General features: G+C 35.7%; 9 protein-coding genes. 8 read left to right on the top strand and 1 reads right to left on the bottom strand.

The window, feature by feature from the left end:
• Nucleotides 1-162: 162 nt before the first annotated feature.
• The gene (ytvI, locus tag BK577_RS21985) at nucleotides 163-1,200 is read right to left on the bottom strand and encodes a sporulation integral membrane protein YtvI (RefSeq protein WP_078434904.1); all 1,038 of its coding nucleotides are present in this window, start codon (nucleotides 1,198-1,200) and stop codon (nucleotides 163-165) included.
• Between the two features lie 304 nt (nucleotides 1,201-1,504).
• Between ytvI and ltaS the strand changes: the two genes are divergently transcribed.
• The 8 genes from ltaS (at nucleotide 1,505) to rhaB (ending at nucleotide 12,907) form a co-directional block, all read left to right on the top strand.
• Nucleotides 1,505-3,508, top strand: coding sequence for a lipoteichoic acid synthase (ltaS, locus tag BK577_RS21980; RefSeq protein WP_078434903.1), 2,004 nt, complete (start codon nucleotides 1,505-1,507; stop codon nucleotides 3,506-3,508).
• 688 nt (nucleotides 3,509-4,196) lie between these two features.
• The gene (locus BK577_RS21970; RefSeq protein ID WP_078434901.1) at nucleotides 4,197-4,919 is read left to right on the top strand and encodes a (Fe-S)-binding protein; all 723 of its coding nucleotides are present in this window, start codon (nucleotides 4,197-4,199) and stop codon (nucleotides 4,917-4,919) included.
• 1 nt (nucleotide 4,920) lies between these two features.
• Complete coding sequence (locus BK577_RS21965) at nucleotides 4,921-6,345, top strand: LutB/LldF family L-lactate oxidation iron-sulfur protein (RefSeq protein WP_078434900.1); 1,425 nt, start codon at nucleotides 4,921-4,923, stop codon at nucleotides 6,343-6,345.
• A gap of 4 nt (nucleotides 6,346-6,349) precedes the next feature.
• Nucleotides 6,350-7,069 carry a LutC/YkgG family protein gene (locus BK577_RS21960; RefSeq protein WP_078434899.1) on the top strand — a complete coding sequence of 240 codons (720 nt, stop codon included), beginning with the start codon at nucleotides 6,350-6,352 and terminating at the stop codon, nucleotides 7,067-7,069.
• Nucleotides 7,070-7,177: 108 nt separating this feature from the next.
• Nucleotides 7,178-9,247, top strand: coding sequence for a bifunctional aldolase/short-chain dehydrogenase (locus BK577_RS21955; RefSeq protein ID WP_078434898.1), 2,070 nt, complete (start codon nucleotides 7,178-7,180; stop codon nucleotides 9,245-9,247).
• A gap of 246 nt (nucleotides 9,248-9,493) precedes the next feature.
• Nucleotides 9,494-10,261, top strand: coding sequence for a DeoR/GlpR family DNA-binding transcription regulator (locus BK577_RS21950; RefSeq protein WP_078434897.1), 768 nt, complete (start codon nucleotides 9,494-9,496; stop codon nucleotides 10,259-10,261).
• A gap of 104 nt (nucleotides 10,262-10,365) precedes the next feature.
• Nucleotides 10,366-11,331, top strand: a complete 966-nt coding sequence (locus BK577_RS21945) for an AraC family transcriptional regulator (RefSeq protein WP_078434896.1) — start codon at nucleotides 10,366-10,368, stop codon at nucleotides 11,329-11,331.
• A gap of 160 nt (nucleotides 11,332-11,491) precedes the next feature.
• Nucleotides 11,492-12,907, top strand: coding sequence for a rhamnulokinase (gene rhaB, locus BK577_RS21940; RefSeq protein ID WP_078434895.1), 1,416 nt, complete (start codon nucleotides 11,492-11,494; stop codon nucleotides 12,905-12,907).
• Nucleotide 12,908 lies beyond the last annotated feature (1 nt).

Raw genomic sequence — 12,908 nt, 5'->3', positions numbered from 1 at the left:
CGGACCTTCTACACTTTTTGTTTACTCACCGATAATACCATCAAACACAAGCTATTATTATACAATGCTCCAGGAGCAATTTCTTTCATAAATTATGTAAAAAAACCCCTTCTATTTTTCAACACGTAGAGGGTGTTTTTAAACAGAAGGGATCCGTACATGTTATATTTTATTCAGCTTACCTATTTTAATAAATCCTGCTTGATATAAAGCTTGCAGAATAATAATGAGAGCAGGACCAATGATCAACCCTATAAATCCTATTAATTCAAATCCAATATACATACTTATCAAAGCCGAAAGTGCACTGATACCTATGCTGGCTCCAAGGATTTTAGGCTCTATCACTCTCCGGACAATCGTAATAACGACAAAAAGGATAATTAATCCGATTCCGAGATGTGTGCTGCCAAACACAAAGTTGTAGATTGCCCAAGGAACCAGGAAGGAACCTGCTCCTAAGATAGGCAGTATATCAACTAAAACAACGCAAAGTGATAAAACAAGTGCATACTCTACTTTTAAGATAAGAAGCCCTACAAAAGACAAAACGAACGTAATGAAACAGAAGATAATTTGTGCTTTAAAAAAACCGATAAATGCTTTTAACAATTGACTAACAACCAAATCGATTTTTTCTCTACTCGAATCAGAAAAAATACTTAGCACTCTGATCTTAATTTTTGGCAAGTCAAGGCAAAATAGAAACATGGCTACTAAATAAATAATAGTGTGTACTAAAATTAATGGAATAGATGCAATAAAATCAAACAGGTTCTTCGTAATGGAAGTAGCTAATCCTAATACAAAGTCTTTAAGTGATTCTATCCCTTGCTGAATGGTTGAAAGATATTCGTTAGGGATTTGAATATAATAACCCTGGAAGTGCTTGAATAACTCTTGTGCTTCATCTGCGAAAAGATAATAGTAATCCGGAAAGTTTTTCGTCACATCCAACAATTGAACAACTAGTGTAGTTATGATCCAGTAGCCGCTTAATCCAAAAATTAAAAGAAACAGGATAAAAACAATCGTTACACTTAGCTGCCGTTTTATTTTTAATGAACGCATTCCAACCTGTACAGCAGGTTCTAATAATATAGCTGTTAACAGTGCTAAAATAATGGGAATACAGTATGGAATCAAAAATATGATGATACCTATCGTTACGGTAAGAAAAATTATTTTTTTATATGACATTGGGCACCTCAAAATTGTGAAAAATCAAACATATTATATCTTTATTATATACTGTGGAGCCAATTTCTCCTATATGTTAATATGAATAAAATAAATTATATTATTCTACCAAAAGGAAAAGGTGTACTATTTAGTCATTATACCATGTTGTTGACCAGTTAATGATATTGTTTACATGCCAGAATACAGTTGATGAAAAATATTTGGGAAAATTAGACTAACAGCAAGACCTTTACTTTATGATGAAAATCTAATAGAATAATTGAATGACTTTGATATTTGAATTTGAACAAGAGGTGAAATAATGAGGAAGTTTTTTAATAACATCCAAAATAATTATATGAGCCTTTTCTTTTTAGCTGTTTTATTATTATGGATAAAAACATATTTCGTTCAACATAATGAATTTAATTTAGGCTTAGAAAATGGCTTGCAGGAATTTCTATTATTTTTTAATCCATTAGGATCAGCTCTATTGTTCCTTGGATTATCCTTACTATCAAGAAAAAGAAAATTACTATGGTTAATTGTGTTCGACTTTTTAATGAGCTTTTTATTGTTTGCCAATGTTGTTTATTACAGATTCTTTAGTGACTTTATTACACTTCCAACATTGACTCAAACACAGAACTTTGGGGATGTTAGTACTAGTGTAACTTCACTATTGCATTCAACTGATTTCTTAATTTTCTTAGATCCGATTATTATACTTGTTTTAGGAATTTTATTCCGTCGCCAAAACAAACAACTACCGGTCATTAAGCTTAGAAAAGTAGGGGCTGTTCTATTAGCAGCAATTCTTATTATGAGTATTAACCTTGGACTTGCTGAAAAAGATCGTCCACAGCTTCTAACAAGAACATTTGACCGAAACTATATTGTGAAATATTTAGGTATGTACAATTATACGATTTATGATGCTGTTCAAAGCACAAGAGCATCTGCTAAACGTGCAATGGCGGATAGTAATGATATTACAGAAGTGCTTAACTATACTCGTTCTAATTATGCAAGCCCAAATCCTGAATATTTTGGTGCTGCAGAAGGAATGAATGTTGTTTATCTTCACTTAGAATCGATTCAGAATTTTATTATCGATTATAAGTTAAATGGAGAGGAAGTAACACCGTTTTTGAATTCTTTAACAAAGGATTCTAACACATTGTATTTCGATAACTTTTTCCATCAAACAGCACAAGGAAAAACAGCTGATGCGGAATTTATGCTAGAAAACTCGTTGTTTGGGCTTCCGCAAGGATCTGCTTTCTCAACAAAAGGTTTAAATACGTATCAATCTGCACCGGCTATTTTAGGTCAAGAAGGATATACGTCAGCTGTATTCCACGGTAATAAGGGTTCCTTCTGGAATCGTGACGAAATATATAAATCATTTGGATATGATTATTTCTTTGATTCTAGTTATTATGATTTAAATCCGGAAGATCTTGCTGAATACGGGTTAATGGATAAGCCGTTCTTCCAGCAATCAGAACCATTACTAGAAACATTACCACAGCCGTTTTACACAAAATTTATTACAGTAACAAACCATTATCCTTATAAAATGAATCAGGAATTAGCAACAATTGAACCTCATACAACTGGAGATATGTCTGTTGATAATTACTTCCAGACAGCACGTTATGCTGATGAGGCATTAAAAGAATTCTTTGATTATCTAAAAGAATCCGGTTTAGATAAAAATACAATTGTTGTTATGTATGGTGACCATTACGGTATTTCAGAAAATCATAATAAAGCAATGTCTAAAGTTCTAGGTAAAGAAGTTGGACAATTTGAAAGTACAGGTCTTCAAAGAGTCCCATTATTTATTCATGCACCTGGTCTTGAAGGCGGAACAATGCACCAATACGGTGGTCAAATTGACCTTCTTCCAACATTATTGCATTTACTAGGTATTGATACTAAACAGTATGTGCAATTTGGAACAGATTTATTATCTGAAGAACATGATGAGCTGGTTCCATTTAGAAATGGTGACTTTGTCAGTCCGGAAGTAGTATCTACTGGTGGTAAATACTTTGACTCAGCGACTGGAACTGAAATAGAAGCGACAGATGAAGCATTAAAGCTAAAAGAGATTGCTGAGATGAAATTAAGCTACTCTGATAAGCTTGTTGAAGGAGATCTTTTACGCTTCTACACACCACAAAATTTCACTCCTGTTGATCGTTCAACGTATGACTATAGTGAAATGAAGTCAGTTATTGAAAAGAGTAATACTGAGATTGAAGCTGAAAATACAGAAGCTCAAACTGAAAAGAAAAATGTAACTGAAACTAAATAATTAAATGAAAGCTGTTGAGTTTTTGAACTCAGCAGCTTTTTTATTTTTGGAAATGGGTTAAGGAGAGTGAAGTACAAAAGGGGTTTATTCTTTGAGGGAAAAGTCGTTCATAAAGGGAAGGAAAGACAAAAGCCAACCGTCACAGAAGGGAAAAGTCCTTCATAATGGGAAGAAAACACAAAAGCCAACCATCATAGAAGGGAAAAGTCCCTCAAAGGGAAATGAAGGACAAAAGTCATCCATCATAGAAGGGAAAGTCCTTCATAGGGGGAAGGAAAGCCAAAAGTCATCCGTCATAGAAGGGAAAAGTCCTTCATATGAGCAATGAAAGACAAAAGTCACCGATCACAGAAGGAAAAAGTCCTTCATATGAGCAATGAAAGACAAAAGCCAACCGTCACAGAAGGGAAAAGTCCTTCATAGGGGCAATGAAAGACAAAAGCCAACCGTCACAGAAGGGAAAAGTCCTTCATAGAGGCAATGAAGGTCAAAAGCCGCTCCCTACAGCAGTAAAAAGTCCTTCACTAATTCTAATAAATGATTTTTGAAATCCTCCAAAAAAACTCATGAATCTAATTAAAATAAAAACAAATCCAAAAAAACAAATAAAAACGGGTGATATTTTGTGGGTTTAGTAGTATAATCAATAAAAAAGATTGCTCCAAAAATGAATGGAGGGAATTAGGAAATGAAAGTATCCTTATTTATTACATGCTTAGCAGATGTGTTTTATTCGAATGTTGGAAAACACACTGTGGAGCTTTTAGAAAAGCTTGGTTGTGAAGTTGACTTTCCAGAACAGCAAACCTGCTGTGGACAACCTGCTTTTAATAGCGGATATCATAAAGAAACAAAAGAAGTGGCAAAACACATGATTCGTACGTTTGAGAATTCAGATTATGTTGTAGGTCCATCCGGTTCATGTGTAGCGATGCTACGTGAATACGGTCATCTATTCGAAAATGAGCCGGTGTGGAAAGAAAAAGCTAAAGAATTAGCAAAAAAATCATTTGAATTAACTCAGTTTATTGTCGAAGTACTAAAAGTAGAAAACGTGAATGCTAGTTTACCGGCTTGTGCAACTTATCATAAATCCTGTCATATGACACGCTTACTAGGTGTAAAGGACGCACCCGGCAAGCTATTAGACAATGTTGATGGATTAGAGGTAAAACCGCTTCCGAATAGTCATGATTGCTGTGGATTTGGTGGAACTTTTTCCGTCAAAATGGTTCCGATTTCAGAGCAAATGGTAGATGAAAAGGTGAGACATATAGAAGAAACAGGTGCAGAAGTATTAATTGGCGCTGATTGTGGCTGCTTAATGAACATCGGGGGAAGAATTAACCGAAAAGGAAAACCAATTAAAGTCATGCATATAGCAGAAGTATTGAACAGCGAGGTGAAGTGAAATGGCGATGAAAATTAGTGATGAAAAGTTTTTTGATCGTGTTGATAAAGGTGTAAACAATTCCTTTATGCGCAATGCTGTTGCATCCGCACAAGAGAGAATGCAGGGAAAACGCCAGTTGGCAACAGAAGAGCTGGGTAATTGGGAAGAATGGCGTAAGCTTGGTGAAGAGATTAGATCACATACTCTTCAAAATCTTGACTACTATCTGGAACAGTTAAGTGAAAATGTGCAAAAGCGTGGGGGGCATGTATTTTTTGCTTCAACAAAGGAAGAGGCAAATGAGTACATCACAAAAGTAGCAAAAGAAAAACAAGCTAAGAAAGTCGTTAAATCAAAATCAATGGTTACAGAAGAAATTCACTTAAATAGCGCACTCGAAAAAGCGGGCTGTGAAGTAATAGAAACGGATCTAGGTGAATATATTCTTCAGCTTGATGATCATGATCCACCATCCCATATCGTTGTTCCGGCTCTTCATAAAAATAAAGAACAAATTCGTGACACATTCAAAGAAAAACGAGGCTACGATAAATCGGAAATTCCTGAAGAACTTGCTCTTTTTGCTAGAGAGCAATTAAGGCAAGAATTCTTAAGTGCAGATCTTGGAATTACAGGATGTAACTTTGCTGTTGCGGAATCTGGTTCTATAAGTCTAGTCACAAATGAAGGAAATGCCGGACTTGTAACCGCTTTACCAAAAACACAAATTACAGTTATGGGTATGGAGCGGATCGTTCCAACATGGGAAGAACTAGATATAATGGTAAGTCTACTGTGCAGAAGCTCTGTTGGACAAAAATTAACCAGCTATATTACAGGATTAACTGGACCAAAAGACGAAGGAGACGTTGATGGACCTGATGAATTCCATCTGGTTATTGTTGATAACGGACGTTCAAATATTCTGGGAACTGAATTTCAAAGTGCCCTTCATTGTATTCGTTGTGCAGCTTGTGTCAATGTATGTCCAGTATATCGACATGTTGGTGGACATTCTTATGGCTCAATCTATGCAGGACCAATTGGTGCAGTGTTATCACCGTTGCTTGGAGGTTATGAAGATTATAAGGAACTCCCTTATGCATCATCATTATGTGCAGCATGTACAGATGTCTGCCCAGTAAAAATACCTCTTCATGAACTTTTAATTAAACATCGAAGAAAAATTGTTGAAGATGAAAAGAAATCACCATTCGGTGAAAAACTTGCGATGAAAGGGTTTCAACTTGCAGCTAGTTCACCAAGTCTATATAAAACAGGTACAAAATCAGCTTCATCTGTCATGGCACCATTTACGAAAGAAAACAGCATTCAAAAAGGACCAGGTCCAATGAAGCCATGGACAGATGTACGTGATTTCCCGGCACCAAGTAAAGAGAGATTTAGAGACTGGTATAAAAAGAGAGAAAAAGGAGGGGAATAAAAAGATGGTAGCAGGGCAAATCACAAACCGCGACTCATTTCTTAATACAGTAGCTGAAAAATTAGGAAGAGAAAGAGTAAAAAAAGTCACAAAACCACAATGGACGACAACCCCTCAATATGATGTATTAAAAGATGCAACACCGGATGAATTAGTACAGGTACTAAAGAAACATTGTGAGGTCATTCATACTCAGTTCATTGAAACAGATTCAAAAGAACTTCCACAAAAAATTCGGGAGGTTTTTACTCAGTACGAAGTTGAAAGTGTTGTGACATGGAAGGATAAGCGTCATAAAGAGTTTGGTTTAGAAGAAGGGCTGTTACATCAACTCACAGAAGAGGATATTGATGTCCACATATGGGATCCGGCTCTTAAAGAAAAAAATAGAGAAGCAGCAGAAAAGGCAGATGTTGGGATTACATTTAGTGATATCACTCTTGCAGAATCAGGGACAGTTGTGTTATTCAGCAGTGAAAACAAAGGGAGATCGGTAAGTTTATTACCCAAAACCTATATTGCCATTGTTCCAAAAAGCACACTTGTTCCAAGGATGACACAGGCTACTGCTTACATTAACAAACAAGTCCAAGAAGGCGAAAAGATTGCTTCCTGTATTGATTTTATTACAGGACCAAGTAATAGCGCTGATATTGAATTGAACCTCATTGTAGGGGTTCATGGTCCAATAAAAGCAACGTATATTCTTGTGGAAGATAAATAAATTCAAAAATAAACAAAAAACATATTCAAAAACAAACAAACATAGTATATAATTAAAAACAGATAATCAAACAAAAACAGATATAAACACAATAGAGGAGGAAATGAAATGGTACAAAGTTTATGGAATAAAGAAAAAGCAGCTTCATTATCTCAAGGTGTAGAAGAGCTAGTATATCGCTCTAACCTAATCGGGTCAGATCGTGCAGTTTGTAACTGGGGTGGCGGTAACACTTCAATGAAAACAATTGAAAAAGATTTCCGTGGCCGTGACGTAGAGGTTATGTACGTTAAAGGTAGTGGATCAGATTTAGCAACAATGAAAGCGTACAATTTTACTGGCTTAAGAATGGAAGATATTCGTCCATTAATCGAACGTGAGGAAATGCCTGATGAAGAAATGGTTGCATACCTTGCACACTGTATGATCGATAGCAAACACCCACGTGCATCAATTGAAACACTTTTACATGCATTCTTACCATTCAAGCATGTTGACCATACACATCCGGATGCAATCATTGGTCTTTGCTGTGCAGACAATGGTCGCCAAATTGCTGAAGAAATCTACGGAGATCGTTTTGTTTGGGTACCATATGTACGCCCGGGATTCACATTATCAAAAATGATCGCAGAAGGTGTTAAAAACAATCCAAACGCAGAATTAGTATTAATGGAAAAACACGGTCTTGTTGTTTGGGGCGAAACAGCTGAAGAAAGCTATGAAAAAACAATTTCAGTAATTAATGAAGCAGAACAATATATTCAATCTAAACTAGTAGAAGAAAAAGCATTTGGTGGACAAAAATACGAAGCACTTTCTGAAGAAGATCGTAAAAACGCTCTAGCACAAGTAATGCCAGTGATCCGTGGTGCTGTTAGTGAAGAAAAGAAAATGCTATTAACTTATGATGATGCAGAAGATGTTCTACAATTCGTAAACAGCAATAACGCTCCAGAATTATCACAAGTTGGTGCAGCATGTCCTGATCACTTAGTTCATACAAAAATGACACCATTATTCATTGACTGGAATCCTCAAGAACAAGATGTTGCTAGTTTAGTAGAAAAAGTAAAAGCTGGAATAGAAAGCTTTAAAGAAGAGTACAGAGCATACTTTGAACGAAACAAAAACGAAGGTGACCAAATTTCTGAAACAGCTCCACGTGTTATTTTAATACCTGGAATCGGAATGGTAAACACTGGTAAAAATGTAGCGATGGCTAACGTTAGTGGTGCTTTATATCACCGTGCAATCGCGGTTATGAAACGTTCAACAACTCTAGGGAAATTTGTTTCTTTAAATGAAAATGAATCATTTAATGTAGAATACTGGCCATTAGAGCTTTATAAATTATCTCTAGCTCCTGCAGAAGCTGAATTCTCAAGACAAGTTGCATTTGTAACAGGTGGCGCTGGCGGTATTGGTAGCGAAACCTGCCGTCAATTTGTAGCAGAAGGTGCACATGTAGTAATTGCTGACCTAAACTTAGAAGGTGCTGAAAAGGTAGCAGCAGAAATCAACGAGAAATATGGTGAGGGTCGTGCATTCGCAGTGAAAATGGATGTAACAAGTGAAGAAGCAGTTCAAGAAGCATTTAAACAAACTGCTCTAACTTACGGTGGCGTTGATATTATCGTAAACAATGCAGGTTTAGCAACTTCCAGCCCATTTGATGAAACATCTTTAAAAGAGTGGAACCTAAACATGAACGTTCTTGGTACAGGTTATTTCCTAGTTGCCCGTGAAGCGTTCAAACAAATGAAATCACAATGTACTGGTGGAAACATGGTATTCATCGGTTCGAAAAACTCTGTATATGCAGGTAAAAATGCAGCAGCATACAGCTCAGTTAAAGCAATGGAAACACACCTTGCAAGATGTATTGCAGCAGAAGGTGGAGAATTCGGAATCCGTGTAAACTCAGTTCTTCCAGACGCAGTGCTTCAAGGTTCAGCAATTTGGGGATCAAGCTGGAGAGAAGAGCGTGCAGCAGCATACGGAATTCACCCAGATCAATTAGAAGATCACTATCGTAAACGTACTACATTACTAGTTAATATCTATCCAAAAGATATTGCACAATCTATTCTGTTCTTTGCATCATCTAAATCAGATCGTACTACAGGTTGTATGTTAACTGTAGATGGTGGAGTTCCAGCAGCGTTTACTAGATAATAAAGACTAAACAAGGTGTAACAGAATAACGTTTCTATTACACCTTGTTTTTATATTCTCAGGACTTGGAGATAAGCCAAGTTTTTGTCACAACTGTTTTGAAAGCGCATTAGTATAAAACACGATGCGTTTAAACTTATACTCTTGTATAATAATATATCTAGAGCCTACAAGCATAAGAGCTGTCTCTTTTAGCACGTAAGCTCAGACCTCATTATAAAAAGAAGTAACAGGAGGTATTGATCAATGCTTGTAGCAGAAAGACATAAAAAAATTGTTGAAGTAGTAAATGAGAAGTTAAGTGTTCGTGTAACAGAGTTAAGTAAGATTTTCCAAGTAACGGAAGAGACAATTCGACGTGATTTAGAAAAACTGGAAAAAGAAAACTTGTTACGCCGTAGTCATGGTGGAGCTGTTAGTATAAAAGACGAGCAAACTGAAGTATCGTATGCTGAACGGGAAATCACAAATGCTTCAGAAAAAAGATCCATTGCAATTGAAGCAGTGAAACTTATTCAGCCAGGTGATCAGATTGTACTTGATGCGAGTACAACAGCATGGTATATGGCAAAGGAAATGCCTGATCTGCCCTTAACTGTTTTGACAAATTCAATCAAGGTAGCAATAGAGCTTAGTAAAAAAGAACAGGTAAAAGTGATCTCAACGGGTGGTATGCTCCAACCGAAGTCTCTTTCCTATGTTGGTCCATTAGCCGAAAGGTCACTTAATATGTACCATGTGAACAAAGCCTTCTTATCATGTAAAGGGGTACATGTTGACGCTGGTTTAAGCGATTCAAATGAATGGCAGGCTTTATTAAAAAGACAAATGATGTCGATTGCAGACAAAACAATTCTGATGGCTGATTCTACAAAATTTGGTGTAAGAACATTTGCTCAAATTACGGACATTCAGCGAGTTGGTCATGTCATTACAGATGATCACATTGATGAATCATTTTGCAGAGCTCTGGAGGAAAAAGGTGTACAAGTAAAAACTGTCGAGATAAAGTGAGTCTTCGGTCAAAAGAGTACTCCTATTTGAAAATGGGATAACTGGATAAAACGGGGTAGTGGAGGCTATTCCGTTTTTTGCTAGAAAAAAGAGGGATTATCTAAATGAGTGCAAATCTTTTACATGAACTATTGCAACTAAATGATGAAGAAAAATTAATGCTTCAGCAAAAAAAGGAAGTTCAGAAGGAGCTTTATACTAGCCAGGAACCCTTCATTGTTGAAGGAGAGAGATTTTTAAATCAAAACAAAATGATCATGGTACGAAAACACACTAGATTTGTTCACTTTCCGAAGCATAAGCACAATTATATAGAAGTGAATTATGTTTTTAATGGTTCTCTTACCCAAACGGTTGGAAATGAACGAATAGAATTAAAAAAAGGAGATCTTTTGTTTCTTAATCAACATATAGAACATGAACTTGAATCGTGCAATGAAGAAGATATTATTATTAACTTTATTATTAAACCTGAATTCTTTACATTTATTTTTTCTTACTTAACGACGGAAAATTTAATCTCAAACTTTTTAATTAGCAGCCTATTCGACCAAACACAACAAGGTCAATATTTATATTTTGCTGTATCAGAAATTGACAGTGTTCAAGAGCTTATTGGAAAAATCATCGTGGAAATTATGAATCCCTCAATGCTATCAGAATCAACGATAAAATTATATATGGGTTTGCTGATGGTAGAGCTTATCAAGAATTCGGATAAGGTTCGATACAACCAGGATCTGAATAAGCAATATATTATTGTGGAGTCCCTAAAATATATTGAAGAACATTTTCGACATGCCTCTTTATATGAATTGGCAGAAAACCTAAATCTACCTCATTACACCTTAAGTAAAGAAATTAAAAAGGCAACAACCTATACATTTAAAGAGCTTGTTCAAGCAAAAAGATTGACCATCGCAAAGGATCTCTTGGAGAATACTTCACTATCTATTTCATCTATTGTAGAAGAGGTAGGGTATGAAAATATAAGTTATTTTTATCGCGTTTTTAAAAGCAAATATGGATATACACCAAAGAAATTTCGAGATCAACTTTCTAACAATTAGTCATGTCATTACTAGAAATAGTAGGAGACATGACTTTTTTTACACCTTTTTCACTTGGCAAATAAGGACAATAAAAAGAATGAATTAAGATATAGGAACTTCCGGGGATATCAACTAAAATAAATATATAAGCAAGCGTTTTCAGGAAAGAGGTGTCAAAATGAGTAATTATAGCTTAGCTGTCGATATTGGTGCTTCAAGTGGGAGGTTAATACTTGGGCATTTAGCTAATGGAAAATTAAAATTAGATGAAATTCATCGTTTTGAAAATAAGATAGTGAAAAAAAATGAACATTTTTGCTGGGATATTGAGGCCTTATTTCAAGAAATCAAAACAGGTATAAAAAAATGCAATGAACTAGGTATCAAGCCGGATAGCATTGGAATTGATACATGGGCAGTTGATTATGTCTTACTTGACGAGCATGACAACCTCTTAACAGATGCAGTTGCATACAGGGATCCAAGAACAGACGGAATGATGGAAGAGGTCTTTAAAATCATTCCAAAGGAAAAATTATACTTTGAAACCGGAATCCAATTTCAAAAATTTAATACGATTTATCAATTATATGCGTTAAAGCAAACAACACCTGAAGTTTTACAAAAAGCAAAGTCATTCCTAATGATTCCTGAGTATTTTAATTTTTTATTAACAGGAAAAAAGGCGAATGAGTATACAAATGCAACTTCAACACAGCTTGTGAATGCATTTACGAAAAAATGGGATCATGAGCTTCTAGACAAACTTGGAATTAACAAAGAGATGTTTCATGAGATCTTACCACCTAAAACAGTGTTGGGAACACTTTCAAAAGAGCTTGTTGAAGAGTTTGGTTTTGACATGAAAGTCGTATTACCGGCAACACATGATACTGGATCTGCTGTAATCTCGGTGCCGGAAGTAGAGGACTCAATTTATATCAGCTCCGGAACTTGGTCTCTAATTGGTGTTGAAAACCGCTTCCCAATTTGTGTTCCGCAAGCGCTTAAATACAACTTCACGAATGAAGGCGGGATTGATTATCGCTACCGTTTTCTTAAAAATATTATGGGACTTTGGATGATTCAAGAAGTAAAGCGCAACTATCATGACCAATACTCTTTTGCAGAATTAGTAAAGCTGGCTGAAAATGAACAACAGTTTCAGTCGATCGTTAATGTAGATGATGACCGTTTCCTAAAGCCTGACAATATGGTGGATGAAATCCAAAATTACTGTCAGGAAACAAAACAGCAAATTCCACAAACACCCGGTCAAATGGCAAAATGTGTGTATGATAGTTTAGCAGAAAGCTATAAACTGGCAATTAATGAAATAGAAGAGATTTTTGAGAAAAACTTCCCAAGAATAAATGTGATTGGCGGCGGGTGCCAAAATGAAATGCTTAACCAAATGATTGCAAATGTTACGAACAAAGAGGTTTGTGCAGGACCAATCGAAGCGACAGCTATAGGAAATATTGTTGCACAATTTATGGCATTAGGTGAGATTCATACAATTCAAGAAGCAAGAACCACGATTAAAGATTCATTTGAAGTGAAAACATACAAAAACCAATACGTGAGAGGATGAT

This window comes from Metabacillus halosaccharovorans (genome assembly GCF_002019635.1).
GTDB lineage: Bacteria > Bacillota > Bacilli > Bacillales > Bacillaceae > Metabacillus > Metabacillus halosaccharovorans.
Note: the sequence above shows the minus strand (reverse complement) of the source record. Positions and strands in the feature narration are given on the sequence as shown.

Bases quoted from the DNA above. Each gene is read 5' to 3' on its own strand.
- BK577_RS21945 (WP_078434896.1), top strand. From the start codon at position 10,366: ATGAGTGCAAATCTTTTACATGAACTATTGCAACTAAATGATGAAGAA.
- ytvI (WP_078434904.1), bottom strand. From the start codon at position 1,200: ATGTCATATAAAAAAATAATTTTTCTTACCGTAACGATAGGTATCATC.
- rhaB (WP_078434895.1), top strand. From the start codon at position 11,492: ATGAGTAATTATAGCTTAGCTGTCGATATTGGTGCTTCAAGTGGGAGG.
- BK577_RS21960 (WP_078434899.1), top strand. From the start codon at position 6,350: ATGGTAGCAGGGCAAATCACAAACCGCGACTCATTTCTTAATACAGTA.
- BK577_RS21970 (WP_078434901.1), top strand. From the start codon at position 4,197: ATGAAAGTATCCTTATTTATTACATGCTTAGCAGATGTGTTTTATTCG.
- BK577_RS21965 (WP_078434900.1), top strand. From the start codon at position 4,921: ATGGCGATGAAAATTAGTGATGAAAAGTTTTTTGATCGTGTTGATAAA.
- BK577_RS21955 (WP_078434898.1), top strand. From the start codon at position 7,178: ATGGTACAAAGTTTATGGAATAAAGAAAAAGCAGCTTCATTATCTCAA.
- BK577_RS21950 (WP_078434897.1), top strand. From the start codon at position 9,494: ATGCTTGTAGCAGAAAGACATAAAAAAATTGTTGAAGTAGTAAATGAG.
- ltaS (WP_078434903.1), top strand. From the start codon at position 1,505: ATGAGGAAGTTTTTTAATAACATCCAAAATAATTATATGAGCCTTTTC.